Annotated in this window: 29 protein-coding genes and 1 pseudogene; 11 read left to right on the top strand and 19 right to left on the bottom strand. The window is 68.8% G+C overall.

The window, feature by feature from the left end:
• Positions 1–113 precede the first annotated feature (113 nt).
• The 3 genes from gcrA (at position 114) to FGL25_RS00285 (ending at position 2,951) form a co-directional block, all read left to right on the top strand.
• Entirely contained in the window at positions 114–656 is a 543-nt protein-coding gene (gene gcrA, locus FGL25_RS00295; protein ID WP_088410612.1) for a cell cycle sigma 70 cofactor GcrA, read from the top strand.
• Positions 657–979: 323 nt separating this feature from the next.
• Positions 980–1,429, top strand: coding sequence for a redox-sensitive transcriptional activator SoxR (gene soxR, locus FGL25_RS00290; protein ID WP_138140612.1), 450 nt, complete (start codon positions 980–982; stop codon positions 1,427–1,429).
• A gap of 82 nt (positions 1,430–1,511) precedes the next feature.
• Entirely contained in the window at positions 1,512–2,951 is a 1,440-nt protein-coding gene (locus tag FGL25_RS00285; protein WP_138140611.1) for an MFS transporter, read from the top strand.
• Here the strand turns inward: FGL25_RS00285 and apaG are convergent.
• The gene (gene apaG, locus FGL25_RS00280) at positions 2,931–3,338 is read right to left on the bottom strand and encodes a Co2+/Mg2+ efflux protein ApaG (protein WP_003166348.1); all 408 of its coding nucleotides are present in this window, start codon (positions 3,336–3,338) and stop codon (positions 2,931–2,933) included. The genes FGL25_RS00285 and apaG overlap by 21 nt on opposite strands.
• A 93-nt stretch (positions 3,339–3,431) precedes the next feature.
• Between apaG and FGL25_RS00275 the strand changes: the two genes are divergently transcribed.
• Entirely contained in the window at positions 3,432–4,469 is a 1,038-nt protein-coding gene (locus FGL25_RS00275; RefSeq protein WP_003166349.1) for a 2'-deoxycytidine 5'-triphosphate deaminase, read from the top strand.
• 193 nt (positions 4,470–4,662) lie between these two features.
• Here the strand turns inward: FGL25_RS00275 and FGL25_RS00270 are convergent, their stop codons facing one another.
• Positions 4,663–5,931, bottom strand: a complete 1,269-nt coding sequence (locus FGL25_RS00270; RefSeq protein ID WP_197733782.1) for an MFS transporter — start codon at positions 5,929–5,931, stop codon at positions 4,663–4,665.
• A complete protein-coding gene (locus FGL25_RS00265) occupies positions 5,928–6,416 on the bottom strand; it encodes a cupin domain-containing protein (RefSeq protein WP_138140610.1) in 489 nt (162 codons plus the stop codon). Before FGL25_RS00265 ends, FGL25_RS00270 begins: the two co-directional genes overlap by 4 nt.
• A 50-nt stretch (positions 6,417–6,466) precedes the next feature.
• On the opposite strand from FGL25_RS00265, the gene dapE reads away from it, so the two are divergent.
• From dapE to FGL25_RS00250, 3 genes are all read left to right on the top strand, one after another.
• Positions 6,467–7,660 (top strand): succinyl-diaminopimelate desuccinylase, encoded by a 1,194-nt coding sequence (gene dapE / locus FGL25_RS00260; RefSeq protein WP_046652516.1) that lies wholly within the window; start codon positions 6,467–6,469, stop codon positions 7,658–7,660.
• Between the two features lie 78 nt (positions 7,661–7,738).
• A complete protein-coding gene (locus FGL25_RS00255) occupies positions 7,739–8,203 on the top strand; it encodes a carboxymuconolactone decarboxylase family protein (RefSeq protein ID WP_138140609.1) in 465 nt (154 codons plus the stop codon).
• The gene (locus FGL25_RS00250; protein ID WP_138140608.1) at positions 8,190–9,092 is read left to right on the top strand and encodes a sigma-70 family RNA polymerase sigma factor; all 903 of its coding nucleotides are present in this window, start codon (positions 8,190–8,192) and stop codon (positions 9,090–9,092) included. Before FGL25_RS00255 ends, FGL25_RS00250 begins: the two co-directional genes overlap by 14 nt.
• On the opposite strand, the gene FGL25_RS00245 is transcribed toward FGL25_RS00250, so the two are convergent.
• Genes FGL25_RS00245 through FGL25_RS00235 form a run of 3 tightly spaced genes read right to left on the bottom strand, consistent with a single transcriptional unit; the run spans position 9,089 to position 10,103 of the window.
• Complete coding sequence (locus tag FGL25_RS00245) at positions 9,089–9,547, bottom strand: YbaK/EbsC family protein (RefSeq protein ID WP_138140607.1); 459 nt, start codon at positions 9,545–9,547, stop codon at positions 9,089–9,091. The two genes, FGL25_RS00250 and FGL25_RS00245, sit on opposite strands and share 4 nt — an antisense overlap.
• Positions 9,544–9,759, bottom strand: coding sequence for a hypothetical protein (locus FGL25_RS00240; protein ID WP_138140606.1), 216 nt, complete (start codon positions 9,757–9,759; stop codon positions 9,544–9,546). The genes FGL25_RS00245 and FGL25_RS00240 overlap by 4 nt, the downstream gene beginning before the upstream one ends.
• Complete coding sequence (locus tag FGL25_RS00235) at positions 9,678–10,103, bottom strand: RidA family protein (protein ID WP_252969928.1); 426 nt, start codon at positions 10,101–10,103, stop codon at positions 9,678–9,680. Before FGL25_RS00235 ends, FGL25_RS00240 begins: the two co-directional genes overlap by 82 nt.
• A 115-nt stretch (positions 10,104–10,218) precedes the next feature.
• Here FGL25_RS00235 and FGL25_RS00230 point away from each other — a divergent pair, with 115 nt between their 5' ends.
• Positions 10,219–10,698, top strand: a complete 480-nt coding sequence (locus FGL25_RS00230; protein ID WP_138140605.1) for an SRPBCC domain-containing protein — start codon at positions 10,219–10,221, stop codon at positions 10,696–10,698.
• On the opposite strand, the pseudogene FGL25_RS00225 reads toward FGL25_RS00230, so the two are convergent.
• From FGL25_RS00225 to FGL25_RS00185, 9 genes and pseudogenes are all read right to left on the bottom strand, one after another.
• Positions 10,667–11,660: pseudogene (locus FGL25_RS00225) on the bottom strand (type II secretion system F family protein). The gene FGL25_RS00230 and the pseudogene FGL25_RS00225 overlap by 32 nt on opposite strands.
• 15 nt (positions 11,661–11,675) lie before the next feature.
• Entirely contained in the window at positions 11,676–12,659 is a 984-nt protein-coding gene (locus FGL25_RS00220; RefSeq protein ID WP_138140604.1) for a type II secretion system F family protein, read from the bottom strand.
• Between the two features lie 5 nt (positions 12,660–12,664).
• Positions 12,665–14,251 (bottom strand): CpaF family protein, encoded by a 1,587-nt coding sequence (locus FGL25_RS00215; protein WP_128719067.1) that lies wholly within the window; start codon positions 14,249–14,251, stop codon positions 12,665–12,667.
• A gap of 4 nt (positions 14,252–14,255) precedes the next feature.
• Positions 14,256–15,779 carry an AAA family ATPase gene (locus FGL25_RS00210; RefSeq protein ID WP_138140603.1) on the bottom strand — a complete coding sequence of 508 codons (1,524 nt, stop codon included), beginning with the start codon at positions 15,777–15,779 and terminating at the stop codon, positions 14,256–14,258.
• Complete coding sequence (locus tag FGL25_RS00205; RefSeq protein ID WP_138140602.1) at positions 15,776–16,456, bottom strand: CpaD family pilus assembly protein; 681 nt, start codon at positions 16,454–16,456, stop codon at positions 15,776–15,778. Before FGL25_RS00205 ends, FGL25_RS00210 begins: the two co-directional genes overlap by 4 nt.
• 5 nt (positions 16,457–16,461) lie before the next feature.
• Positions 16,462–18,009, bottom strand: a complete 1,548-nt coding sequence (locus FGL25_RS00200; RefSeq protein WP_232464096.1) for a type II and III secretion system protein family protein — start codon at positions 18,007–18,009, stop codon at positions 16,462–16,464.
• Between the two features lie 17 nt (positions 18,010–18,026).
• Positions 18,027–18,959: a Flp pilus assembly protein CpaB gene (gene cpaB / locus FGL25_RS00195; protein ID WP_138140601.1), complete on the bottom strand. Its 933-nt coding sequence runs from the start codon at positions 18,957–18,959 to the stop codon at positions 18,027–18,029.
• Positions 18,960–19,080: 121 nt separating this feature from the next.
• The gene (locus FGL25_RS00190) at positions 19,081–19,593 is read right to left on the bottom strand and encodes an A24 family peptidase (protein ID WP_112999618.1); all 513 of its coding nucleotides are present in this window, start codon (positions 19,591–19,593) and stop codon (positions 19,081–19,083) included.
• Positions 19,594–19,711: 118 nt separating this feature from the next.
• Positions 19,712–19,894 (bottom strand): Flp family type IVb pilin, encoded by a 183-nt coding sequence (locus FGL25_RS00185; protein WP_046652529.1) that lies wholly within the window; start codon positions 19,892–19,894, stop codon positions 19,712–19,714.
• Positions 19,895–20,176: 282 nt separating this feature from the next.
• Between FGL25_RS00185 and FGL25_RS00180 the strand changes: the two genes are divergently transcribed.
• From FGL25_RS00180 to FGL25_RS00170, 3 genes are read left to right on the top strand one after another with little or no spacing between them, the layout of a single operon-like run.
• Complete coding sequence (locus tag FGL25_RS00180; protein ID WP_138140600.1) at positions 20,177–20,566, top strand: pilus assembly protein N-terminal domain-containing protein; 390 nt, start codon at positions 20,177–20,179, stop codon at positions 20,564–20,566.
• Between the two features lie 4 nt (positions 20,567–20,570).
• Entirely contained in the window at positions 20,571–21,098 is a 528-nt protein-coding gene (locus tag FGL25_RS00175) for a TadE/TadG family type IV pilus assembly protein (RefSeq protein WP_138140599.1), read from the top strand.
• Positions 21,095–21,673 carry a TadE/TadG family type IV pilus assembly protein gene (locus FGL25_RS00170; protein WP_138140598.1) on the top strand — a complete coding sequence of 193 codons (579 nt, stop codon included), beginning with the start codon at positions 21,095–21,097 and terminating at the stop codon, positions 21,671–21,673. The genes FGL25_RS00175 and FGL25_RS00170 overlap by 4 nt, the downstream gene beginning before the upstream one ends.
• On the opposite strand, the gene FGL25_RS00165 is transcribed toward FGL25_RS00170, so the two are convergent.
• From FGL25_RS00165 to FGL25_RS00150, 4 genes are all read right to left on the bottom strand, one after another.
• Positions 21,670–22,746 carry an anthranilate synthase component I family protein gene (locus tag FGL25_RS00165; protein ID WP_167493369.1) on the bottom strand — a complete coding sequence of 359 codons (1,077 nt, stop codon included), beginning with the start codon at positions 22,744–22,746 and terminating at the stop codon, positions 21,670–21,672. The two genes, FGL25_RS00170 and FGL25_RS00165, sit on opposite strands and share 4 nt — an antisense overlap.
• A gap of 248 nt (positions 22,747–22,994) precedes the next feature.
• The gene (locus FGL25_RS00160; RefSeq protein WP_138140596.1) at positions 22,995–23,771 is read right to left on the bottom strand and encodes a tyrosine-protein phosphatase; all 777 of its coding nucleotides are present in this window, start codon (positions 23,769–23,771) and stop codon (positions 22,995–22,997) included.
• Between the two features lie 43 nt (positions 23,772–23,814).
• Complete coding sequence (locus FGL25_RS00155) at positions 23,815–24,132, bottom strand: winged helix-turn-helix domain-containing protein (protein ID WP_003166373.1); 318 nt, start codon at positions 24,130–24,132, stop codon at positions 23,815–23,817.
• A gap of 1 nt (position 24,133) precedes the next feature.
• Positions 24,134–24,760, bottom strand: coding sequence for a hypothetical protein (locus FGL25_RS00150; protein ID WP_003166374.1), 627 nt, complete (start codon positions 24,758–24,760; stop codon positions 24,134–24,136).
• Positions 24,761–24,784 lie beyond the last annotated feature (24 nt).

Below are 24,784 nucleotides of genomic sequence, written 5' to 3'. Positions count from 1 at the left end.
TTCCCACATATTGCGTGTTTTAAGGGGTGATTTACGATTAGAGGCGTGATGAGGGACCGAAATTCGGACTCCGGCACAAGATATTGAATCCGACTTCTCCGCAGGAGGGCGACATGAACCCAGGCTGGACCGAAGACCGCGTCGGCGCGCTCAAGAAGCTGTGGCTGGAAGGCCAGTCAGCAAGCCAGATCGCCAAGGCTCTGGGCGGCGGCGTGACCCGCAACGCCGTGATCGGCAAGGTGCACCGCCTCGGCCTGTCGGGTCGGGCCGCCCCGTCGCAGCCCGCCCGCACCACCTTCCGCCCGGCCCGTCCGCGCGCCGCCGCCCCGGCCGCGCCGGTGCAGGCTCCGTCGGCCCCGCGCCGCATCGAGGCCGTGGCTCCGCGCCCCATCGTCGCCGCCGCGCCGCAAGCTTCGGTCCCGGCCCCCGCGCCGGAACTGGCGGGCACCGCCACCGTGCTGACGCTCGGCGCCCACATGTGCAAATGGCCGATCGGCGACCCCTCGACCAGCGACTTCAGCTTCTGCGGCCGTCGCGCGTCGGAAGGCGTCTACTGCGTCGAACACGCCCGCGTCGCCTACCAGCCCCAGGTCCGCAAGAGCGCCGGCAAGGACGCCTCGTCCGACCTGGCCCGCAGCCTGCGCCGGTACATTTAAGCCTGCTATCGCTCGCCGCGCGGCGGCTCCCCGCTTGAGCAGGGAGCCGCCGCGTCGTCGAGTTTCGGCCCTATGGCCGACACGAACGCCTCCTAAAGGGGCCGCCGTCCGCCCCGTCGGCTTCCGACGGGCTCCGGGGCGGGACTGCGGTTCATCCGGGTTGACGCAGTCCCATCCCCTCGCCTCCAGCGAGGGGTTTTTTGTTTGGCCTTACGCCGCCCTACCGCGCCTCGCGCTGCTTAAGGGCTGGATTGACCGCACAGCCGACCGGTTGCGCGCCGCCGTCGCCCCCGCCATACCTCAGCCATGCTCGAGGTTTGCTCATGTCCGCGCTGAAATCGGCCCTGTCGGTCGGCGAAACGGCGCGACGCAGCGGCGTGGCCGTCTCCACCATCCACTTCTACGACGCCGAAGGCCTGATCGCGGGCTGGCGCACCGAGGGGAACCAGCGCCGCTATCCCCGCGCCGTCCTGCGCCGCATCGCCATCATCCGCATCGCCCAGCGTGCGGGCATTCCCCTGGCGACGGTGCGCGAAGCCCTGGCCGACCTGCCGCATGAGCACGCGCCCAGCGCCGCCGACTGGCGTCGTTTCTCCGAGACCTGGCGCGCCATGCTGCAGGATCGGATCACCGCCCTGACTCAGCTGCGAGACCAGATCACCAGCTGCATCGGCTGCGGCTGCCTGTCGCTGGACGAATGCCCGCTTCGCAATCCCGATGACGTGCTGAGCCTGGAGGGACCGGGGCCGCGACACCTGACCTCGCCGGTTTGACGCCCGCTTGACCTCAAGTGAACTTGAGGTTCTAGAGGCTCATCGGCTTGCGGCAGCCTCGCCGCCCTCCCCGAGAGCCGACATGACCGACTTCCCCAACGACGCCCCGCCGGGGTGGAGCGCCCTTCTGACCGGGCGCAACGGCGTCTACGCCCTGGCCCTGGCGGGCGGCGTCATCCTGCATTCCGTCAACCTCTATATCGCCACCACCGTCATGCCCTCGGCGGTGCAGGACATCGGCGGGCTAGACTTCTACGCCTGGACCACGACCCTGTTCGTGCTGGCCTCCATTCTGGCGGCGGCCCTGACCGCCCCCTTCCTGCGCGCCACGGGTCCGCGCGCAGCCTATGCGGCGGCGGCCCTGGTCTTCGCGGGCGGCTCGCTGATCTGCGCCCTGGCGCCTTCCATGCCGGTGATGCTGGGCGGGCGCTTCATCCAGGGATTCGGCGGCGGCCTGCTCTACGCCCTGGCCTACGCCGTGACGCGCATCGTCTTTCCCGAGGCCCTGTGGGGCCGGATCATCGGCGTCATCTCGGCCATGTTCGGGGTCGCCACCCTGATCGGCCCGGCGGTCGGCGGCCTGTTCGCCGAGATGGGCGCCTGGCGGTTGGCCTTCGGCTCTCTGGTCCCGGTGGCAGGCCTGTTCATCCTGCTGGCTCTGAGCGCCCTGCCCGGCCGCGACAGCGCGCGAGACGGCGGCGGCCGCCTGCCCCTGCCCCAGCTGGTTCTGCTGTCCGGCGCCGTGCTCAGCGTCTCGGCCGGCAGCCTGTCGTCGGCGCTGGCGTGGAATCTGACCGGGTTGGGCGCTGCTGTCATCCTTGTCGCCCTGATCGCCGTGGTCGACGGACGCTCCGAGACGCGCCTGCTCCCGCGCCGGTCGTTCAGCCTGAAGACGCCGCTGGGCGCGCTCTATCTGACCATCGCCCTGCTGATGGCGGGGATGCAGGCCGAGATCTTCGTGCCCTATCTGCTGCAGACCCTGCATGACCAGTCGCCACTTCGGGCGGGATATCTGGCCGCCCTGATGGCCTTCGGCTGGACCTTCGCCACCCTGGTCAGCAGCCGCTGGCAGGCAGGATCAGGGACGCGCCTGCTATTCGCCGGTCCCCTGCTGATGCTGGGCGGGCTGATCCTGATGTCGGTCTTCCTGCCGATCGAGACGGCCGGAGGCGCAGGCGTGCTGGCGGGCGTGTGCCTAGGCCTGTTCCTGGTCGGTTTCGGCATCGGCCTGGTCTGGCCGGCCCTGGTGACGCGGGTTTTCCAGAACGCCCCCGACGGCGAGCGCGACCTGACCAGCGGCGCCATGACCACGGTCCAGCTGTTCGCCATCGCCATGGGCGCAGCGGGCGCAGGCATGATCGCCAACGTCGCCGGGATTTCGGCGCCTGGCGGGGTTCAGGGCGCAGCCTCGGCGGCCTTCTGGCTGGCCGCCCTGTTCACCGCGGCCCCCATTCTGGCGCTGTTGCTGACGCCGCAGCTGTTGCGGCTGACGGCGGCGCGGCTAGTTCAGAACGCGCCGTGAGTCTGGCACGTCCAGGCTGAAGGCCGGGATGGCGGCCTCGAACATCCGGCCTTCGGCGTCCTGCATGAAATAGGCGCCGACCATGGAGCCGGACGGCGTCGTCAACGGACAGCCCGAGGCGTAGGCGTAGCTGTCGCCCGGCTCGATCACCGGCTGTTCGCCGACCACGCCGGGGCCGCGCACCTCCTCGACCCGGCCCAGGGCGTCGGTGATGGTCCAGCGCCGGGCCACCAGCTGCACCGGGCCGCCGCTCAGATTGACGATCTCGACCTGATAGGCCCAGACCCAGCGGCTCTCGGCCGGGTCCGACTGGCCCGCCAGATAGGAGGGGCGGACGCGAACGACGACGCCTTCGGTCTCGGCGGTATAGGCAGGAGCGGAGTGCATGCGCTATATGCGTCCCGCCGTACGCGGGGTTCAAGCGTCTGTCGTCGCCGACAAGCTACACAGACGAGAAAATCCGTGTGAGAACAGGACGGCATGACCCGCTTTTCCATTCCCGACCAGCCCGGCATCCTTCCCTTCCAGGGCATTGAGACCCTGATCGCGATCGGCGCCATCGCCTCCGACACCCCGTTCGACGTCGATCAGGTCCAGCCGGCCAGCCTGGACCTGCGCCTGTCCGACCGGGCCTGGCGCGTGCGCGCCTCCTTCCTGCCCGGCCAGCGCCGCGTCGAGGAACGCATCGCCGACGTCGCCATGCACGCCATCGACCTGCCCGACAGCGGCTATGTGATGGAGAAGGGCTGCGTCTACATCGCCCGCCTGCAGGAGCGCCTCAGCCTGCCCAAGGGGCTGAACGCCCGCGCCAATCCAAAGAGCTCGACCGGCCGCGTCGACGTCTTCGTGCGCCTGCTGACCGATCAGGGCGGCAGCTTCGACGACGTGGACGAGGGCTATGACGGCCCCCTCTATCTCGAGATCGCGCCCCAGACCTTCTCCATCCTGGTCAAGCCGGGCACCCGCCTGAACCAGCTGCGCCTCAAGGCGGGCGAGCCGCCCAAGCTGGAGACCCGCAGCGTCGGCGTCGACCTGCGCGCAGGCGACAACGGCGTCGTCGGCTATCGCGGCCGCCGTCACGCGGGCGTGGTCAACATGGACCACATCGACGGCCACGACCCGCGCGACTTCTGGGAGCCGCTGACCCTGCGCCGGGGCGAACTGCTGCTGGATCCGGGCGAGTTCTACATCCTGGCCTCGTCGGACGATGTGGAGATCCCGGTCGATCAGGCCGCCGAGATGACCCCGATCGACCCCTCGGTCGGCGAATTCCGCGTCCACTACGCCGGCTTCTTCGACCCCGGCTTCGGCACGGATGAAGCCCACGGCGCCGGCTCCAAGGGCGTGCTGGAAGTCCGCACCCACGACACCCCTTTCCTGCTGGAGCACGGCCAGATCGTCGCCCGACTGGTCTATGAGCCGCTGACGGAACGGCCCTCGCGCCTCTATGGCGAAGGCGGCAGCCACTACCAGAGCCAGGGTCTCAAGCTGTCGAAACACTTCCGCCCCTGGGGCTGACGTAAATCCTTCTCCCCTTGTGGGAGAAGGTGGGCGCCGAAGGCGCGCGGATGAGGGATGTGAGCGCTGCGGTCAGCTGATCGCGGCGCTTTTTCTATGCGCCGCACGACGAGCGACGCCGCCGCCACCCCTCATCCGTCATGCTTCGCATGCCACCTTCTCCCACAAGGGGAGAAGGGTCGTTTTGAGCGCATCAGGTCAGCTTGTTCGCCTTCCTCAGACTGGGGAAGACCTTGGCCCAGACCCCGGTCGCGGCCAGGGCGCCGAAGCCGCCGAACACCGCCGCGCCGATCGGGCCGAGCAGGCGCACCATGACGCCCGAATAGGCCTCGCCCAGTTCGTTCGAGGCGCCGATGAACAGCATGGACACCGACGACACCCGCCCGCGCATATGATCGGGCGTGGCCAGCTGGATCAGGGTCTGGCGGATGTTGACGCTGATCATGTCCGCCGCCCCGCCCAGGAACAACACCGCCCCTGACAGCCAGACGCTCTTGGACAGGCCGAAAATCAGGGTGCAGACGCCGAACACGGCCACCGCCCCGAACATCCACCGCCCGCCGTGGCGCACGATGGGGAAGCGGCTGAGATACAGGGCCATGATCAGCGCCCCCACCCCGAACGAGGCCCGCAGCAGGCCGAAACCGACAGCCCCGACATGCAGGATGTCGCGCGCGAAGATCGGGGTCAGCAGGGCCACGCCCGCCAGAAGGACGACGACCAGATCCAGCGAGATCGCGCCCAGCACGATCTTGGTCTTCCACACATAGGCCAGGCCTTCCCTGACCTGCTGCACCGGGCCCAGCTTAGACGGATCGACCTGCGGCTTGCCCTTGGTGCGGATCAAGATGAAGCAGGCCATCGCCGCCAGGAACAGCGCCATGGCCGAGGCGTAGGCCATCGGCACGGACACGGCGACGATGACCCCGCCCAGGGCCGGACCGGCGATGGCCCCGGTCTGGAAGGCGATGGACTGGGCGGCGATGGCGGGCGGAAGGGCCTTGCGCCCCACCACCATCGGCAGGAAGGCCTGGCTAGCTGGAGCCAGGAAGGCGCGCGCCGCGCCGAAGACGGCGGCCACCGCCAGCAGGCCCCACAACGGCGGCGCGCCGTGCAGCGCCATCAGCAGGAAGGCGCCCGCGCACATGCCCTCGACGATGATCGACAGGGTGACGGTGTGCTTGCGGTCGCGCCGGTCGGCCATGGCCCCGGCGGGCAGGGTGAAGGCGAGCAGCGGCAGGAACTGGCACAGCCCCACCAGCCCCAGATAGAGGCTGGCCTCCTCGATCGGACGGTCGCGCCGGGCGATCTCATAGACCTGCCACAACAGGGCCGAGGACTGGATCTGGATGCCCAGAACCGCCGCCACGCGCCCCAGCCACAACAGGCGGAAGTCGGGAATGCTCCAGGGACTGGACGGGCCGTCGTCAGGGCGAGAAGCGGAGGTATTGTCGGTCGTCACGTTCGTCTGGGCGTCTTCGGATAGGGGGTTCCGTCGCGGTGGAAATAGCGATCGGCGCCCAGAGGAGGGGCATGGGGGAGGATCATGTCGATGTCGGGATAGTCGCAGGCGTCGTCGGCCGGGCGGCGCGAGCCGACCTCCAGCAAGACCGCCTCGCGATCGCTGCGGTTCTCGATCTTGTGGCCATTGGGGACGCCCGCCTTGAAGCCCGCACAGTCGCCGGCGCGCAGGATCGTCTCGCCCTCATCCTCGACCAGCACCACCTCGCCGTCCAGCACCCAGACGAACTCGTCTTCGGCGGCGTGCCAGTGGCGCTGGCTGGACCAGGCCCCGGCGGGCAGGCGCAGCAGATTGACCCCGAACTGGTCCAGGCCGACCGCATCGCCAAGCCGCCAGCGGCGCCGCAGCTTGCACGGCGCAGCGAATTCCTTGGGGTAGCCGGTCCCATGGCCGGTCGGCGCATTGTCAATGTCGATCTTCGGCACGGTTTTCGGGCCTTCTCGCGAGTGCGGGATATGCCTAAAGCAATAGCCTCATGAACGCCGCATCACATTCCGTCATCGATCCTGTCGAACTGACCCGCGACCTGATCCGCATTCCCTCCGTCACCCCCGCCGATGAAGGGGCCATGGACGTACTGGAGCGCGCCCTGACCGGCCTGGGCTTCGCCTGCCGCCGCATGGTGTTCGAAGGACCGAGCGGCGTCGGCCACGACGCGCGGATCGAGAACCTCTACGCCCGGCGCGGCACCGCCTCGCCCAACCTCTGCTTCGCCGGCCACACCGACGTGGTGCCGATCGGCGACCTGAAGGCCTGGAGCGCCGGCCCCTTCGAGGGCGAGACCCGCGACGGCGTCCTGTACGGCCGCGGCGCCGTGGACATGAAGGGCGGCATCGCCGCCTGGGTCGCCGCCGTCTCGCGCGTGCTGGCCCGAGACGAGATCGAAGGATCCCTGTCCTTCCTGATCACCGGCGACGAGGAAGGCCCGGCCCTGCACGGCACCAAGCGGGTGGTCCAGACCCTGGCCGCCGAGGGCGAGGTCATCGACGCCTGCGTGGTCGGCGAGCCCTCCTCGGCGCACCACCTGGGCGACATGATCAAGGTCGGACGGCGCGGCTCTCTGAATACCTGGATCACCGTCTTCGGCAAGCAGGGCCACGTCGCCTATCCCGACCGCGCCGCCAATCCGGCCCCGGTCATCGCCAGGCTGCTGGCCCGTCTCGACGCCCACGTGCTGGATGAAGGCTACCCCGAGTTCCCGCCGTCGAACCTGGAGATCACCACCATCGACGTGGGCAATCCGGCGAGCAACATCATCCCCGCCGAGGCCAAGGCGCGGCTGAACATCCGCTTCAACCCGACCCACACCGGCGACGGCCTGATCGACTGGTTGAACCGCGAGGCGGGCGCGCTTCAGGCCGAGACGGGCTTGCGGATCGAGCTGGAGCACATGTGCTCGGGCGAGGCCTTCCTGACCGAACCCGGCGTCTTCGTCAGCGCCGTGCAGGACGCGGTGGAAGCCGTGCTGGGCCGCCGTCCGGAAGCCTCGACCACCGGCGGCACCTCCGACGCCCGCTTCATTCGTTCACTGTGCCCGGTGCTGGAGCTGGGTCTGGTCGGCCAGACCATGCACCAGGTCGACGAGCGCGTGCCTGAGGCCGAACTGCGCGCCCTGACCGACGCCTATGAGCGCGTCATCACCACGGTGCTGGAGCGTCTGCAGCCCTGATCCGCGTGGTCATGTCACACTCCGCCGCCCTGTCTCGTCATGGAGGCGACGCGCACTCACGCTCGTAGGAGACATGACATGACCCCACGCCTCGCCAGCCCCGCCAAGGCCGCCCCCGACGCCTATCAGGCGATGCTCGACCTGGAGCAGACCATCGCCGCCGGCGGCCTGGAGCACAGTCTGCTGGAACTGGTGAAGATCCGCGTGTCCCAGATCAACGGCTGCGCCTATTGCCTGCACATGCACGCCGCCGACGCCCGCAAGGCGGGCGAGAGGGAGGTGCGCCTGCACCTGCTGGCGGCGTGGCGGGAATCCTCGCTGTTCAGCCCGCGCGAACGCGCCGCCCTGACCTGGGCCGAAAGCCTGACCCGCATCGAACAGACCCAAGCGTCCGATGCGGACTACGCCGTGCTCAAGGCCCAGTTCACTGAAACCGAACAGGTGAACCTGACCTTCGCCATCGGAGCGATCAACGTCTGGAACCGGCTCGCCGTCGGCTTCCGCTCGGCCCATCCGGCAGGCCCGTCGCGTGTCGCGGCCTGATCCCGTCACCGAGACCTTCGAGACGCATCGGCCGCGACTGACGCGCCTGGCCTATCGAATGCTCGGCTCCCTGGCCGAGGCCGAGGACGTGGCGCAGGACGCCTGGCTGCGGTGGAGCCGCATCGACCCGGCCGAAATCCGCGAACCCGGCGCCTGGCTGACGCGCACCGCGACCCGCCTAGCGCTGGACCGGCTGAAGTCCGCCCGGATGCAGCGCGAGACCTATGTCGGCGCCTGGCTGCCCGAGCCCCTGATCACCGAGCCTGCGTCAGGCGTCGAGGGCTTCGCCGATGACCTGACCCTGTCGCTGATGACGGCGATGGAGCGTCTGTCGCCGCTGGAGCGCGCGGCCTTTCTGCTGCACGACGTCTTCGATGTCGGCTTTGACGAGGTGGCGACGACCCTTGAGCGCGACCCTGTTTCCGTCCGGCAGCTGGCCAGCCGCGCACGTCGCCATATCCAGGCCGCCCGCCCCCGCTACGCCGTCGAACCCGAGGAGGGCGAGCGTCTCGCCCGCGCCTTCTTCGAGGCGGCGAAAACCGGCGACACCGCCGCTCTCGGCGCCCTTCTGGCGGACGAGGCGACGCTGAGATCGGACGGCGGCGGCAAGGTCATCGCCTTCCACAACGCCATCCACGGCGCGCCGAAACTGCTGCGCCTCTATGCCGGGCTACATCGCAAATACGGTCACGAGGGCTCTGAAATGGTCCGGCCGCTGTGGATCGACGGCCTGCCGGGCTATGTCAGCCTGGAACGCGGTCGGATTTTGCAAACCACGGCGCTGAACATCGCTCAGGGGCGGATCGTCGAAGTCTTCATCACCCGCAACCCGGACAAGCTGGCGCGCATCGCCGCCCTGTTGGACGCGTCGCCGCTCGCCTCGACCTAGCGGCAGGCGTCGACCCACGCGGCGCCCGTCAGTTCGACCATCCGGTCGGGGCTGATGCGGACGGCCGCGTGGATGTCTCCCGCCGCCGGGATCACCACGTCCCAGGCCTTCAGCGAGACATCGCAATAGACCGGCAAGGACGTCGCCAGGCCGAAGGGGCAGACGCCGCCGACCGGATGGCCGGTCACGCCTTCGACCTCGGCGAGGTCCAGCATTTTCACCTTGCCGCCGAAGGCCGCCTTGGCCTTGGCGTTGTCCAGCCGCGCATCGCCCGCCGTGACCAGAAGGACGGTGCGGTCGCCCGCTTGCAGCGACAGGGTCTTGGCGATCTGGCCGGGTTCGACGCCGTGGGCCGCGGCGGCTTCGGCCACGGTGGCCGTGCTGACGTCTAGTTCGATGACCGCGATGTCCGGCGCCCGCTCCGCGAAGAAGGCCCGGACGCTGGCTAGGCTCACGCCTCGCCCGCCGCTTCCAGCCGCGCGATGCGGCGGTCCATGTCGGCGACCTGATCCTTCAGCCGCTGCGCCTCGGACGCCATGTCGACCGGAGCGCCGTCGTCATAGGTCAGCTTCGCCCCCTTCTCGATCAGGTCGAGGCGGTAGAGGGCGGTGACGCGGGTCGCCTTGAACCGCTCCAGCTCGCTCTGGTTCGAGATGACGCGCGCCATGTCAGCGCGGCCGCCACGACGATGACCTCGACGAGGTAGTCGGACGTCGCCAGCTTGGCCTCGCAGGTGGCGCGGGCGGGCGGGTTCGCCGGATCGACCCAGGCGTCCCAAACGCCGTTCATCGCCTCGAAATCGGCGATGTCGGCCAGCCAGACCTGGGCCGACAGGATCTTCGACTTGTCGCTGCCGCACTCGGCCAAGATCGCCTCGACCTCGGCCAGGGCGGTGCGCGTCTGGGCGGCGACGTCCTCGCCCGGCTCGCCGACCTGTCCGGCCAGGTAGATGGTCTGGCCGTGGATCACGGCCTGGCTCATGCGGCTGTCGGGCTGGATGCGGGTGATCATGACGGCTCCTTGCGCTGAGGCTCGGACTTAACGCGGCGGGACGAAGGCTCCAAGGACAAACGCCGGGCGCCTCTGCGTCTTCCTAAACGCAAAAAGCCGTGTCACAGGAAGCGCCATGGAAACGATCCGCATCGAGAACCGCATCGGCGTGCGCGCCACGGCCGAACGCCTCTGGGAGGTGCTGACGGACTTCGGCGGCTGGAACCGCTGGAATCCGCATGAGATCGAGGTCGAGGGCGCCCTGGGCTTCGGCGCGCCGATCAGCCTGACCGAGCGCCTGCCCGACCTGGGCGAGCGTCAGGTGCAGGCGCAGCTGGGCGAATGGGAGCCCAACGCCCAGCTGGTCTGGATCGAGCGTCGCGGCTTCCTGTTCCGCACCTTGCGCTATTACGAGATCGAGGAGTTGGAGCGCGGGGCCTGCATCGTGTCGCACGGCACGGTCTTCACGGGCCTGCGCGCCGAGCTGTTCCACGACAAGCATCGCGCCCGCATCCGCCCCGCCTATCAGGCCATCAGCGAGGCCCTGAAGCGGACCGCCGAAGAGGCTGAGGCGTCTCAGCCCCTCAGCCGCCCTTCATCATGTCCTGGATGTTGATGATGGCCGGGCCCAGGATGACGACGAAAAGCACCGGCAGGAAGAACAGGATCATCGGCACGGTCAGCTTGGCCGGAAGGGCTGCGGCCTTCTTCTCGGCGGCGGACAGGCGCAGGTCGCGGTTCTCCTTGGCCATGACGCGCAAGGCGGAGCCCAACGGCGTGCCGTAGGTCTCGGCCTGGGTCATGGCCGTAGCCACGGCCTTGATGCCCGGATGCTGCGTCCGCTTGGCCATCCCTTCATAGGCCATGCGCCGGTCCGGCAGATAGCTCAGCTCGGCCGACAGCAGCGACAGCTCCTCGGCCAGTTCGATCGACTGGCCGCCGACCTCCTGGCTGACCTTCTGGATCGCCGCCTCGATCGACATGCCGGACTCCACGCAGATCAGCAGCAGGTCGAGCGAATCCGGGAAGGCCGCCATGATCGAGGCCCGCCGCTTGTCGATCATGTTCTTCAGATAGATGTTCGGCGCATAGAAGCCGACGCCCGCCGCCATCACCACCATGGCGACCTGGGTCATCATCGGCAGGTCCGGCTTGACCACGACAAACAGATAGAAGGCCGTCAGCGCCATCAGGATGAAGGGCGTGGCGAAGCGGAAGAAGTAGAAGGTGTTCAGCGGCCCGGGCCCCCGGAAACCCGCCTGGATCATGTTGTCGGCGACCTTGGGGTCTTCCAGCAGCTTCATCAGGTTCAGGCGCGCGACCACGCGGCTGCGGAAACTGTCGTCGGTCCGGCGCAGGCTGGAGCCTTCGCTCCCCGCCCCGGCGCGCATGGCCTGGCGCGATCTGCGACGCAGTTCCTCGCGGCGTTCGGCCACGGCTTTCATCCGCTTGTCCAGCCGCGCCCCGCCGCCGACGAAGGAGGACAGCAGGGTCAGGACGCTGGCGAAACACCGCCACGCCGACCCCGATGCTCAACAGGTTCTGCGGGTCGGTAATGAAGCGCATGAAGCCGTTCACGTCGTCGCCTCCGCCTCAGAACTTGAAGGAGATCATGCGCTTCATCACGAAGACGCCGGTCGCCATCCACAGGGCCGCACCCATCAGCATGACCTGGCCGCGGATGTCGGTGAACATCAGCATCATGTAGCTGGGGTTGGACAGCATCACGAGGATCATCACCGCCGGCGGCAGGGAGGCGATGATGCCCGCCGAGGCGATGGCCTCGGACGACAGGGCCTTGATCTTCTCGACCATCATCCGTCGGGCGCGCAGCACCGTAGTCAGATTGCCCAACGCCTCGGCCAGGTTGCCGCCCGACTTCTGCTGAATGGCGATGACGATGGCGAAGAATTTCAACTCCGGCGTCGGCATGCGCTCATACATCTTGTCCAAGGCCTGAGCGAGCGTCAGCCCCACCCCCATGCCCTCGACCAGGATGCGGAACTCGCCGGCCAGCGGCTCGGGGCTCTCGCGGGCGATGATCTTGAAACAGTCATGGACCGGCAAGCCGGTCTTGATGCCGCGCACCAGGATGTCGATCGCATCGGCGAAGGCGAGAGAGAATTTCTTCATCCGCGCCTTGGCCTTCATGCCGATGATCCAGCGCGGAAGACCCAGACCCGCCGCCACGCCGACGCCCAGGACGATGATGATGTTCGCCCCCAGGACGAAGGCCAGCAGCGCCCCGACCAGGCCTGCGGCCACGCTGATGATGACGAAAGTCCGCACCGACAGGCTCAGTCCAGCCTGTTTCAGCTTGGCCCCCATGGTCATGCGCGCCTTGCGCTCGCGTCGATCGACCTCCTGAAGCTGCAGCAGGATCTGCTTGCGGCGCGCCTCGGGCGTATTGGCCGCAGCCGCGCGCTTGGCGCTGGCCGCCGCCTCGGCCCGCACCCCGCCCATGGTCTTGGCCCGCTTGACCGCCTGGCTCGAGGAATCGTCGCCGCCGACCAGCACCCAGCCGACGCCGCCGATGGTGATGAAGGCCAGGACCGCCGCCAGGATGGGAAGCAGCATCGTCCCTACTCCGCCGCGTCCAGGGCTTCGGCCAGTTCCCGCTCCAGCCCATAATAGCGGGCGCGATCCCAGAAGCGCGGGCGCGCGATGCCGGTCGAGCGGTGACGGCCGGTGATCTTGCCGTTCGCGTCCTCGCCAGTGATGTCGTAGACGAACAGATCCTGGGTGACGATGACGTCGCCCTCCAGTCCCACCACCTCGGTGATGTGGGTGATGCGGCGAGAGCCGTCGCGCAGGCGCGCGGCCTGGACGATGACGTCGATCGAGCCGACGATCATCTCGCGGATCGTCTTGGACGGCAGGCCGTAACCGCCCATGGTGATCATCGATTCCATCCGGCTGATGGCTTCGCGCGGGGAGTTGGCGTGCAGCGTCCCCATCGAGCCGTCGTGGCCGGTGTTCATGGCCTGCAGCAGGTCGAAGGCCTCGGGTCCGCGGACCTCGCCGACGATGATGCGTTCGGGGCGCATGCGCAGACAGTTCTTCACCAGGTCGCGCATGGTGATCTGGCCCTGGCCCTCCAGGTTCGGCGGCCGGGTCTCCAGACGCACGACGTGCGGCTGCTGCAGCTGCAGTTCGGCGGCGTCCTCGCAGGTGATGACGCGCTCGGTCGGGTCGATGAAGGCCGTCAGGGTGTTGAGCAGGGTCGTCTTGCCCGAGCCCGTACCGCCCGAGATGACCAGATTGCATCGCGATGCGCCGATGACGCCCAGGACGCGCGCGCCCTCGGGACTGATGGAGGCGTACTCCACCAGATTGCGCATTGTCAGCTTGTCCTTCTTGAACTTGCGGATCGTCAGCGTCGGGCCGTCGATGGCCAGGGGCGGGGCGATGACGTTGACCCGGCTGCCGTCGGGCAGGCGGGCGTCGCAGATGGGGCTGGCCTCGTCGACGCGGCGGCCGACCTGGGACACGATCCGCTGACAGATGTTCATCAGCTGGCCGTTGTCGCGGAAGCGGACATTGGTCAGCTGAACCTTGCCGCCGACCTCGATGAAGACCCGACCGGCGCCGTTGACCATGATGTCGGCGATGTCGTCGCGCGCCAGCAGCGGCTCCAGCGGCCCATAGCCCAGCACGTCGTTCAGGATGTCCTGAACCAGGTGCTCCTGCTCGGCCACCGACATGGAGACGTTCTTGATCGCCACCAGTTCGGCGACGATGTCGCGGATCTCCTCGGACGCCGCCTTCTGATCCAGCTGCGCCAGCTGGGCCAGGTCGATGGTGTTCATCAGGGCGTTGAAGATGGTGGTCTTCGTCGCGTGATAATAGTCGCTCTGCTCGCGCACGATCTCGGCGACGGCCTGGGCCTTTTTCAGCTGCTCCAGGCCCGGCGTGGCGCGAGGCCCCGCACTCGGAGAGGCGCTCGACGCAGGCTCGGGCTTGCGGCCGAGCAATCCGTCCAGGGCGTCCAGCCGATCGCTGCGCGGCGCGGCGGCGACGGGCGGCGGCGCCAGAGGATCAAGGTCTTCGACCGAGAAGCCGTCCACCGGCTCGGGCGCGCGACGCGCCGGCGCCTCCGGCGCGGGGGCCGGAGCGGGCCGGGGCGCGGCGGGGGCCAGACCCGGCTGTGCTGTCCGCTTGCCGAACATGGCCTCAGGACTTCTTGCTGAACAGGGAGCCGAGCAGCGAGCCGCCGCCCTTGGCGGCCGGCTTGGCGCGGCCCGGCGCGCGCGTCGTCGCGGCCGGCAGCTCTCGGCGCGAGACGATCTGGGCCAGGATCTCGAAGGCCTCGGCCGCCTTGGTCTTGGCGGCGGCGTCGACGATCATCTGGCCGTTGTTGGCGGCCGCGCCGAACACCTTGGCGTCGAAGGGAATGCTGAGGCTGGGATGGACGCCCAGGGCCGCGCCGAAATCCTTGGCCGGAATCTCGGGCCGCCCCGGTATGCCCACCTGGTTCAGCACCAGGCGCGGCGGGGCGTCGTTGGGGCGCCCCTGCTTGATCAGGTCGATCATGTTCTTGGCGTTGCGCAGCGAGGCCAGGTCCGGCGTCGCCACCACCACCACTTCATCGGCCGCGATCAGCGCCCGGCGCATCCAGCCCGACCACAGGTGCGGCAGGTCCAGCACCACGAAGGGCGCGGTCGCCCGGATGCGGGTGGTGACTTCCTCAAAGGCCTCGGCGCCGATGTCCCAGTCGGTCTCCAGCGTCGCGGGCGCGGCGAACAGGCTCAGCTTGTCGGTGCAGCGGACCATCATCCGGTCCAGCAGGGTGGGGTCCAGGCGATCCGGCTGGTTCAGTGCGTCGGCCACCCCGTTCAGGGGATCCTGGTTGAAGTCCAGCCCCGCCGTACCGAACGGCAGATCATAGTCGACGATGACGGTGTTGACGCCGATCCGCTCGCTCATCGCATAGGCGGTGTTGTGCGCCACGGCCGAGGCCCCCGCCCCGCCGCGCGCGCCGACGAAGGCGATGGTCCGGCCGACGAAGGGTTGAGCCGGGTCGGCGAACAGGCCGCCGATGGCGGCGATCAGTTGCAGCGGCTGCACCGGCGCCACCAGATATTCGCTCACGCCCCGCCGCATCAGCTCGCGGAACAGCAGGATGTCGTTGGTCGCGCCGATGATGACGACCTTGGTGCCCGCGTCGCAGACCTGGGCCAGTTGGTCGATCTCGGCCAGCAGATCTTGCGGCGCCTTCAGGCTCTCGACGATGATCAGGGGCGGCGTCGGCTCGGCCTGATAGGCCTCGATCGCCGCCTGGACGCCGCCGAGGCGGATCTGGGTCGTGGCGCGCGCCATGCGGCGGTCCTGGCCCGCGCGCTCGGCGGCGGCGGCCGTGTCCTGGCGCTCGGCGAAAATGTGCACTCCGATGCGCGGGATCGACACCTCGACCGAGGCCGCCCCGCCCATCGTCAGCGCCGTCGACGTCTCGACCGCGGGCATGGCGGCCACCACGGGCGGCGCGACGGCGGCGGAAGGCGTCGACGTATTCATCGCCGCCTCGGTTTCGGTCCGCATCCGCCCGACCGGATCGAAGGCGTCCGCCGCCTGTCCCATAGCCGAAGGCGCGGGCATCCCGGCGCCGGTCGGATGCAGATCCATGAACTCGTCGTCGAGATCGAAGCCGTCCAGGGCGTCGAAATCCTGAGAAGGAAAGGGCTTGGGCGCCGTCGTCATTGCACAGCCTGTGAAATCTTGGTCTGCGACAACAGGGTCTCGCGCTGGGCGGAGGTCTGTTCGCCCTTACGATAGGCGTCGAACACCACCGAGCGACGACCGGAATCGGCCGGGATCATGGCGCGCGGGGCGACGATGTCGCGCGGATCGGCGATCTGGGCGGCCAGGTTGGCGGTGACGGCGCAGCCGAAGTTGGAAGCCGACTGATTGTCGCCAGTGCGGCCCAGATTGCCCCACTGGGTTCCGCACTGAGGCACCACCGCGCGCATCGTTTCGAAGCCGACCAGCACCGGCGCCCTGGGGTCCGGTGCGGCGTAGCCGACCAGTTGAATGCGCTCGCCGGGCACGCCCGCCGCCTCGAACGCCGCCTTGACGTTCCAGGCCGCCTGGGCCGCCACGGGATCGCCGCCCGCCGGGGCCTCGATCACCAGGACCGGCGCGCCTTCCATGGCGAAGCGCCCGACCAGGGCGTCCAGCGCCGCGCGCTGATTGGCCGACAGGCCCGTCTCGTGCACGGCCAGGGCGATGCGGTCCAGGCCTGGCTCAACCTGCAGGCTGAAGCGCGAGGTGGGGGTCAGCGGCGGCTCCCCGCCCAGGCCGGCCGGGCCGCCGACGCAGGCCGACAACGCCAGGCTCAGGCTCAGAACGGCGGCGGAGATGGAGGCGGTGCGGATCATGGCGCTCACTCGATCACATAGCCGACAGGGCCGCGCCATCCGGCGCCCGGCTGGGCCGCCGGAGCGGGCGAGCCGTAGACCTGGTTCAACTGGCCGAAGAAGATGGTCTGGGCGTCCTGGGCGATGCGCAGGCCGTCAGCGGGCGTCTGCATCCGGTCCGGCGAGGTCGGGTTGACGATGTAGGGTTCGACGATGACCACCAGTTCGGTCTCGCCCATCACATAGTCGCGCGAGCGGAACAGCTGGCCCAGCACCGGCAGATTGGTCATGCCCGGCAGGGCGTCGATCGCCTGACGCGTCGATTCCTGCAGCAAGCCGGCGATCATCATCGACCCGCCCGAGGGCAGTTCAATGGTGTTCTCGCTGCGCCGCACCGTCAGACCCGGCAGGGTGATCGAGGACGGCGTGCCCGCGCCGATGGTCAGGCCGCCGTTGGGCGTCAGCTCCGACACCTCGACCTTGACCTGCAGGCTGATGCGCCCTTCCGACAGGACCACCGGTCGGAACGACAGGCCCACGCCGTAGGGCTTGTACTCGACTGTAATCTGGCCTTCGCGGTCGCGCCCGGCGGGCACGGGGAACTCGCCCCCGGCCAGGAAGCTGGCCGCCTCGCCGTTGACCGACGTCAGATTGGGCTCGGCCAGCGTCCGCACCAGGCCGACGCGCTCAAAGGCCTTGAGCATGGCCTCGCCCTTGTTCAGCCCATCCGAGCCGGGGCCGGTGCCGGGCTTGGCGGTGTCCCAGTTGGAGGGGTCGCCGGGGCTGCCGTCGACCGTGACCGGACACATGGCGCCCTCGGGCCAGCCGGGGCCGACACAGGGCACCTGCATCTGGAAATTCTTGGTGGTGTCGCGCGCGATCCCGCCGGCCAGACCGCCCAGGAACGAGCCGTTCACGCCCCAGGTGGCGCTGTTGCCCAACAGCCATTGAGTGTCGCCGACGCGGCCGATCACCGCCTGGGTGTCGAATCCGAGCTGCTTGATGGCGTTGCGCTGCACCTCGACCACGCGCACCTTCAGCGTCACCTGATCCGATCCGGCGACGGCGATCATGTTCATGACCTTTTCTGGCGCGCTGACAAAGGCGCGGGCCACCTGGGCGGCGCGTTCGGCCTCCAGCGGGCTGGCCGCCACGCCGGTCAGGATGATGCTGTCGTTGACCGCCTCGGCGCGCACGTTCGAGCCCGGCGCCACACGCGCCAGGGTGTCCTGAAGCGCGCTGACGCCCGCGTCCACGCGCACCCGCAGCGCCAGGATGGTGCGCCCGCCCGCATCCAGGAAGACGGCGTCCGTCTCGCCGCCCGCCAGGCCGATCATGGTGATCCGGCGCGGCGAATGCAGCATGGCTTCGGCCACGGCCGGATTGGAGATGATGACGTCGCGCGCATCCGCCGGCAGGTCGACGGCGAAGGAGGTTCCGCGCGGCAGATTGACCATCTGCGGGGCCGAGCCTGCGGTGATGGCGGCGCGCGTCTGGGCGCGGGCGCCGTCCGACGCCGCAGAGCCGCCCAGCGCGATCAGGGCGGCGCAGGCGGCGAAAGCGAAACGATTCATGCCTGATAGTCCCGTCTTCATGGCACCGCCACCGTCTCGGCCTGGCCTTCGCGATAGACGCGCACGACCGAGCCTCCGCCGCTCGTCGCGCGGCCGCGCACAGCCCCCGGCACATGGCCCGACGGTCCGGCCGTATCGGCATAGGAGCGCAGCACCAGCGACAGTTCGCCCTCGGACTTGGCCAGGGCCAGAACCTCGGCGTCGCGACCGGTCAGCTCCAGAGTCGCGGTGGCGCCGACGACCGCCTGTTCGTCCTCAGCGGCGCGGGTGCTCTGGTCGATGGCCAGAACCTTGACGTTGCGCATCACCGTGGCGGCTGAATATTTGGTCCCGCCGTCGTCGCCCGAGCCCTTGACCTCTCGCGTCAGCAGGACGTCCACACGGTCCCCAGGCAGGATGAAGCCGCCCGCCGCCGTCTCGACCGTCACGCGGATCGCCATGGCCCGCATGCCCGGCTCCAGATAGGCGGCCATATAGCCGCTGTCCCCGGCGCGCACGATCTTACGCGCCACCAGAGGCTCTCCGGCCAGAATGGGTTCGCGCACCACGGCGCCGATGTAGTCCGATTTGGCGCCCGGCGTGTTCAACTCGGCGACGGCCTTCATGGCCTTGTCTACCGTTGTGCTTTTGGCGTCGCCCGCGCCCTCGACAGCCGCGTTCTCGGCGGCGGCGCCCTCGGCCTTGGACGGCGGCGGCGGACCGTCGGTGATGAAAAGGGGATTGAGTTCGTCGGCCGGCCAGTCTTTCCAGCTCAGATCCGCATCGACCAGACGACGGCCCGGCTCCAGGTCGCGCGCCGCGACCAGCACCTTGGCCATGGGCCGCGTCTCGACGGCGGCGGTGGCGGTCGCCGTCGGCTGTCCCGACGAGCCCATGGCGCGCACGACCAGCGCCAGACCGATGGCCGCGAGGGCTGCAATACAGATGACGGCGATCTTGGCGGGTTTCATCCAGTGTCTCCGGCAGACGCGATCGCGCGAACCCGGATGATCCGCCCCCTGCCTGTCAGGGATAATGGCTCGTCATGGTTAACGCGCCCCTAAGCTGGACCGCCCTTGGCGAACGACGTCATCAGCCGGCGATGTAAGCCGTCATCAGCGGGCTGGACGGATAGGCCAACAGGGCGCCGATGGCGATGGCGACCCCATAGGGAATGTCGCCCTTGGGCTGCATCAAGCGCATGACCCAGCCTGGGCCGGTCTGGGCGAAAAAGGGCAGATGGCTGCGCGCCGTCATCAGCAGCAGACAGAAGCCGCCGCCGACCAACGCTGTATAAAGAACAAACGGCACGCCGCCCGAGACGCCCATCCACAGCATGGAGGCGGCCAACAGCTTGGCGTCGCCGCCGCCGATCCAGTTCGCCGCGAACATGCCCATGCCGACGACGAGCATAGCGATCGCCAGACCGACCGAAGCGCCCACGACGCCTAGCGGCAACCCCAGGGCGAACGCCGCTGGGAAAAAGGCGACGATCAACACCGCCGAGATCCAGTTCGGGATCTTCATGGTGGTCAGATCATGGAGGGCCGCAATGACCGCCAGAACGGGCAAGATCACCACAACAGCAGAGAATATGACGCTCATGCCCAAACGATACACCCGAGAACTTAAGACGTAGTTTCTTGATCGGCAGCAAACTTCAGCCAAAAGTAAAAACGGCCGGAGCGATCCGCTCCGGCCGTCTTCATCGTTCTTAAGCGTATCAGCCGCCCGTCGGCGGGCTCGCCATGTCGTCCTTCACCTTCTCAAAGGTGCCTTTGAGCTGAGTGCCCAGGGCGGCGACGGCGCCGATGATGACAACCGCGATCAGAGCAGCGATCAGGCCGTATTCGATGGCCGTGGCGCCGGATTCGTCTTTGGCGAAGCGCGTGATGAAGTTACGCATATTGTGTCTTCCTTCTTTCAGTAACGAGCAGATGACCCACTATCAGGGTCGTCGGTTTTGCCCGCTTGACCCCCGTTTGCATGGAGACAATGCGCCGCCGCCCCTTAAGAGCGAGTAAAATCTCGACGCTGCTGTGAAATATTGATGGTTACTTTCTCGTTTACTAGATTTCACGACTGAGCTCGGCCCAAACGGAGAATTTCAGGGTTTCTTGACCTTTGCCCGTCAGGTTCGCGTACGGCGCTCGCGCGCGCCCGTTCTGATCCTCACGGAGGCCCCGCCATGCGCCCAGCTTCTCTTCTCGCCGGCCTGGCCGCGACGCTCGCGCTCGCCATGCCCGCCTTCGCGCAAGAGCGCCCGCTCGACGTCAAGCTGGACCAGGCGACGCAAGTACGGCTTCGCGCTCCGGCCGGGTCGGTGATCGTGGCCAATCCGCGCATCGCCGACGTCACCGTCACCGACGCCCGCACCCTGTTCATCACCGGCAAGAGCTACGGCCTGACCGAGATCATCGCCGTCGACGCCCTGGGCCGCCCCCTGTTCCAACGCCAGGTGGCCGTCAGCCCCGGCGAAACCGGCTCGGTGCGCGTCTGGCGCGGCGGCGAAGCGGTGGAAGTCGCCTGCGGAGCCCGCTGCGCGCCCGTCGCCGCCCGCCCGTCCACGGCCCCCTGATCCCATGCGCCGAGGGCTGGGCCTGATGCATCGTCGGCGTCGTCGCGAGGGCTCCACCGCCGTGGAGTTCGCCCTCGTGGCCTTCCCTTTCTTCATCCTGCTGTTCGGCATATTGGAGATCGGCCTGATGCTGCTGGTCGACGCCCTGGTCGAAACGGCCGTCTCCGACGCCGGGCGCCAGATCCGCACCGGTCTTGCTCAGGAACAGCAATTGGAGATTGGGGACATCAAAGAGCGCCTGTGCGCCAAGATGAGCGTCTTCGCCGCCGACTGCCCCAGCCGCGCCTTCATCGACATCCGCGTGGTCGACGGCTTCTCGACCCCGCCGGACGCCGACCCTTTGAAAACGGGCGTCTTCGACCCCAGCGTCCTGACCTATATGCCGGGCGATCCCGGCGACCGGGTGCTGGTGCGCGTCTGGTATGAACAGCCCATCGCCACACCCTTTATCGCCCAGGCCGTGTCGCGCACCACCGATCATCGTGTGATGCTGACCACCACCCTGGCCTTCCGCAATGAGCCCTACCAATGAGGCGCGCCGCGAACATCCGGCCGCTGCGCCGCCTGTTGCGGGACCGGCGCGGGGTCTCGGCGGTCGAGTTCGCCCTGATCGCGCCCGTGATGATCACCATCTACTTCGGCCTGATCGAATTCTCCCAGGGCTATATGGCTGAGCGCCGCGCCAGCCACGTCGCCTCCATGGTCGCGGATCTGGTGGCCCAGTCCGGCGGCACCAATATCGAGGATCTGAACGGCGTCTTCGCGATCGGCGACATGATCATGCGGCCCTTCTCCGCCGAGACCCTGTCGATCCGCGTCTCAAGCGTCACCGTGGATGCGCGCGGCGTCGCCACGGTCGAATGGAGCCGCGCCAAGAGCGCCAAGGACGCCAAGGGCGCCGACATCCTGCCGGCCCGCGGCCGGGGATCCCCTGTCGCCGACCTCCCGCCGGACCTGATCACCGACGGCCAGACCGTGATCCTGGGCGAGACGAACTACGGCTATGCGTCCGCCTTCGGCCAGATGATTCCGGGCGGCATCGCTTTTCAGCGGAACTACTATCTGCGGCCGCGGACGACGGATCGGATCGCCTGCACCGACTGCTAGTCTACGCCGACCAGGGCCTCCTTCAAGGCGCGGAACTTGGCCTCGGTCTCCAGCCGTTCAGCGCGCGGATCGCTGTCAGCGACGATCCCCGCCCCGGCCAAGGCGCGCCAGCGCCAGCCGTCCGCACCACGTTCGAACGCGGCCGTGCGGATCAGGACCGAGGCCGTCAGCCGCGCCTCCTCGCCCAGCCCCCAGCCGAACAGGGAGCCGCACCACGGCCCGCGCGGCGGCTCATGGCCCGCGATCACCTTCATGGCCTGATGCTTGGGCGCGCCGGTGATGGAGCCGGGCGGGAAGGCGGCCTCCATGACCTCGGCCGGGCCGACGCCCTGCGCCGCCTGGGCGCTCACCGTCGAGACCAGATGATGCACCGTCGGATGGCTCTCCAGCGCGAACAGGCGCTCGGCCTTGACCGAACCGGGCCGCGCCACCCGCGCCACGTCGTTGCGCATCAGATCGACGATCATCAGGTTCTCGGCCCGGTCCTTGGCGCTGTCGACCAACTCCGCCGCCAGGGCCGCGTCGCGCGCGGAGTCAGGGTCTCGCGCGCGGGTGCCCTTGATCGGACGGGTCTCGATACGGCCGCTCTCGTCGTCAAAGGTCAGGAACAGTTCCGGCGAGTTGGACACCAGCACCCGCTCGCCCAGCCGCCAGAAGGCGCCGTAGGCCGCGCCGCGCCCCGCCGACAGCCGCAAGAAGACCTCGAAAGGATCACGCCCCGGCTGCAGCCGCCCGATCCAGGCGCGCGCGATATTGGCCTGGAACAGCTCTCCGGCGCCGATGCGGGCGACCACGTCGGCCACCGCCGCCTCATAGGCTGCGCCCGAGCCCTCTTCGATCACGCTGTCACAGGGCGGCGCGGGCGTGTCCGTCGAGGCCGCCGTCTCTAGCCAGGTCGCCGCGCGCTGCGCCTCAAGGCGCGCCGCATCGACGTCCGCCCCGCGCCCGATCGCCCGCACCTGTCGGTCTTGGTGGTCGAAGGCCAGCAGGGCCGGATAGCGCGCCAGCATCAGGTCCGGCCAGCCGCCCCCCCGCTCGCCGGTTGCAGGTCGCGCCCCGGCGTCATAGCTCATCAGCCCGACGACCCCGCCGTCTGAATAGGCGGGCTCGCGCAGGCGCTGGAACAGCGCCCCATCGTCCGCACGACCGACGAACGTCTGATCCGGCTCGCAGGCCACGAAGGACCAGCGTCCGCCGTGCGCCCGCGCGTCGCCCGCCCCGGCCAGCAGGGCGAGGGCGCCCGCGCGTCGATTCACCCCCGCCGCGACCGCCAGGGGATCGCGCCACGGGCGCGTCTCGACATGGCGAACAGATAAGCCGCTCACGGCGCCAACCGCGCCCGGATGCGGGCGGCCAGCGACGCATCCACGCCCAGAACCCGCTCCAGATAGGCGTCGACCGAGCCGCTGTGCGCGCGCATGGCGCCGAAGGCCTCCTCCAGATAGGCCGCCTCGACCCCCAGAAAGGCGACCACCGCCCCGTGCGACGCCGTGCGGCCGGTAATGGCGGTCAGCTTGCGCGCGACCTCATCGGCCCGACCGTCCAGATCCACAGCCTGATTGGTCGCCAGATAGTCCGCCATCAGATCGTCGTGGGCCACGCCCAGCAGTCTGTGGGTCAGGGCCGCCAGAAGGCCGGTTCGGTCCTTGCCCGCCGCGCAGTGGATCAGCACCGGCCCCTCGACCTCGGCCAGCAGGCGGAAGTAGCGCCCGAACAGGTCGACATGGGCCGCCTCGAACGGCAGGCGGCGATAGGTTTCGGTCATGAAGGCGCGGCCTGACGTCTCGGTCAGGTCGGCGGTCTTCAGAAAGGTCAGGTGCGGCGCCTCGCCGCCGTCGTCATGGTCGCTTTCGATCAGCCTCCCGGCCCAGCCGACCGGACGGCGCGAAGGCTGGGCCCGGCGCTCGCTGGGCCGACGCAGATCGACCACGGCCGACAGTCCCAGCGCCTCCAGCCGCGCCACGTCCGCCGCCGTCGCCCGCGCCTGATGCGCCGCGCGATAGAGCCGCCCGCGCGCCAGCAGACGGTCATCCACGGCGTAGCCGCCATAGTCGCGGAAGTTGTCGATGGCCTCGAACGGCGAAAGGCGGTCGCTCATGACCGCCTTTCTTAGACTGTTCGACGGGAGGCGCCAGTCCGGGCTAACGCCCCGCCACCAGGGCCGACATGGCGTCCAGATAGGCGAGGAAGGCGTCACGCCCTGTCTCCGTCATACTGGCCCGCGTCAGGGGCTTGCGGCCCTGGAAACTCTTGGACACGGCGACGAAGCCCGCCTCCTCCAGCTTGCGCAAATGCACCGACAGATTGCCGTCCGTCGTCTGCAAGCGGGCCTTCAGCTCGCCGAAGTCGGCGCTCTCCACCCCGGACAGATAGGCCATGATCCCCAGGCGCACCCGGCCGTGGATCACCTCGTCGATGCGGCCGATGTCGAAGTCCGAGGTCTCGTCCTCGACGTTCATCTCAGCCCGCCTTCTTCGTTGCGCCGCGCACCAGGATCAATCCGGGCGCGAGGGCGACGGCGATCAGCAGGACCAGATAGACCGGATAGATGAGCAGGGGATCGCCCAGTCCGGCAAGCACCACGGCGCCGGCGTAGGAGATCAGGCCCACGACGTTGAGCCAGGCCTTGCGGCTGATGGCGGCCACTACCATCCAGGCCGAACCGTAGGCGCCCATGACCACCGTCGGCATCAGGGCCATCACGCCCCAGTCGCCGGTGCGCCAGCCGAAGACCATCAGGGCCGTCCAGGTGACGAAGATGCCGTAGCCGATGGCCGACCAGGCCGCGCCGACAGACCGGTTCATGGCGCTGGCGCCGCCGCAGGCGCTTTCGATACGGCGGATGAGGACGACCAGAGCGATCACGAATACTGCGGCTGCGCCCAGCCAAAGCGACAGGCTTTCCCAGCCGCCGTTGGGGATACGGCCCAGCACCATCATCCACTGGCCGACCGTGGCGGCCCCGAAGATTACGGCCGCGGCGACCAGCACCGACCCGCCCAGAAGCGGCGCTCGCCGTCCCTCCTGGGCGAGGGCCTTCATATAGGCGATGTCGTCGTGAACGGATTGAACCTGATCGCGGGTCATGGCGTCTCTCCCTGTCTGTTGAAA

Origin of the sequence: Brevundimonas vancanneytii, assembly GCF_901421975.1 — a bacterium.
In the GTDB taxonomy this organism is placed as follows: domain Bacteria; phylum Pseudomonadota; class Alphaproteobacteria; order Caulobacterales; family Caulobacteraceae; genus Brevundimonas; species Brevundimonas diminuta.
The sequence above is the reverse complement of the archived record's forward strand: the minus strand, read 5'-3'. Positions and strand labels throughout refer to the sequence as shown.

Coding starts and splice junctions, on each gene's coding strand:
- gcrA (WP_088410612.1), top strand. CDS start 114: ATGAACCCAGGCTGGACCGAAGACCGCGTCGGCGCGCTCAAGAAGCTG.
- soxR (WP_138140612.1), top strand. CDS start 980: ATGTCCGCGCTGAAATCGGCCCTGTCGGTCGGCGAAACGGCGCGACGC.
- FGL25_RS00285 (WP_138140611.1), top strand. CDS start 1,512: ATGACCGACTTCCCCAACGACGCCCCGCCGGGGTGGAGCGCCCTTCTG.
- apaG (WP_003166348.1), bottom strand. CDS start 3,338: ATGCACTCCGCTCCTGCCTATACCGCCGAGACCGAAGGCGTCGTCGTT.
- FGL25_RS00275 (WP_003166349.1), top strand. CDS start 3,432: ATGACCCGCTTTTCCATTCCCGACCAGCCCGGCATCCTTCCCTTCCAG.
- dapE (WP_046652516.1), top strand. CDS start 6,467: ATGAACGCCGCATCACATTCCGTCATCGATCCTGTCGAACTGACCCGC.
- FGL25_RS00255 (WP_138140609.1), top strand. CDS start 7,739: ATGACCCCACGCCTCGCCAGCCCCGCCAAGGCCGCCCCCGACGCCTAT.
- FGL25_RS00240 (WP_138140606.1), bottom strand. CDS start 9,759: ATGGCGCGCGTCATCTCGAACCAGAGCGAGCTGGAGCGGTTCAAGGCG.
- FGL25_RS00235 (WP_252969928.1), bottom strand. CDS start 10,103: ATGATCACCCGCATCCAGCCCGACAGCCGCATGAGCCAGGCCGTGATC.
- FGL25_RS00230 (WP_138140605.1), top strand. CDS start 10,219: ATGGAAACGATCCGCATCGAGAACCGCATCGGCGTGCGCGCCACGGCC.
- FGL25_RS00220 (WP_138140604.1), bottom strand. CDS start 12,659: ATGCTGCTTCCCATCCTGGCGGCGGTCCTGGCCTTCATCACCATCGGC.
- FGL25_RS00215 (WP_128719067.1), bottom strand. CDS start 14,251: ATGTTCGGCAAGCGGACAGCACAGCCGGGTCTGGCCCCCGCCGCGCCC.
- FGL25_RS00210 (WP_138140603.1), bottom strand. CDS start 15,779: ATGACGACGGCGCCCAAGCCCTTTCCTTCTCAGGATTTCGACGCCCTG.
- FGL25_RS00205 (WP_138140602.1), bottom strand. CDS start 16,456: ATGATCCGCACCGCCTCCATCTCCGCCGCCGTTCTGAGCCTGAGCCTG.
- FGL25_RS00200 (WP_232464096.1), bottom strand. CDS start 18,009: ATGAATCGTTTCGCTTTCGCCGCCTGCGCCGCCCTGATCGCGCTGGGC.
- cpaB (WP_138140601.1), bottom strand. CDS start 18,959: ATGAAACCCGCCAAGATCGCCGTCATCTGTATTGCAGCCCTCGCGGCC.
- FGL25_RS00190 (WP_112999618.1), bottom strand. CDS start 19,593: ATGAGCGTCATATTCTCTGCTGTTGTGGTGATCTTGCCCGTTCTGGCG.
- FGL25_RS00185 (WP_046652529.1), bottom strand. CDS start 19,894: ATGCGTAACTTCATCACGCGCTTCGCCAAAGACGAATCCGGCGCCACG.
- FGL25_RS00180 (WP_138140600.1), top strand. CDS start 20,177: ATGCGCCCAGCTTCTCTTCTCGCCGGCCTGGCCGCGACGCTCGCGCTC.
- FGL25_RS00175 (WP_138140599.1), top strand. CDS start 20,571: ATGCGCCGAGGGCTGGGCCTGATGCATCGTCGGCGTCGTCGCGAGGGC.
- FGL25_RS00170 (WP_138140598.1), top strand. CDS start 21,095: ATGAGGCGCGCCGCGAACATCCGGCCGCTGCGCCGCCTGTTGCGGGAC.
- FGL25_RS00165 (WP_167493369.1), bottom strand. CDS start 22,746: ATGAGCTATGACGCCGGGGCGCGACCTGCAACCGGCGAGCGGGGGGGC.
- FGL25_RS00160 (WP_138140596.1), bottom strand. CDS start 23,771: ATGAGCGACCGCCTTTCGCCGTTCGAGGCCATCGACAACTTCCGCGAC.
- FGL25_RS00155 (WP_003166373.1), bottom strand. CDS start 24,132: ATGAACGTCGAGGACGAGACCTCGGACTTCGACATCGGCCGCATCGAC.
- FGL25_RS00150 (WP_003166374.1), bottom strand. CDS start 24,760: ATGACCCGCGATCAGGTTCAATCCGTTCACGACGACATCGCCTATATG.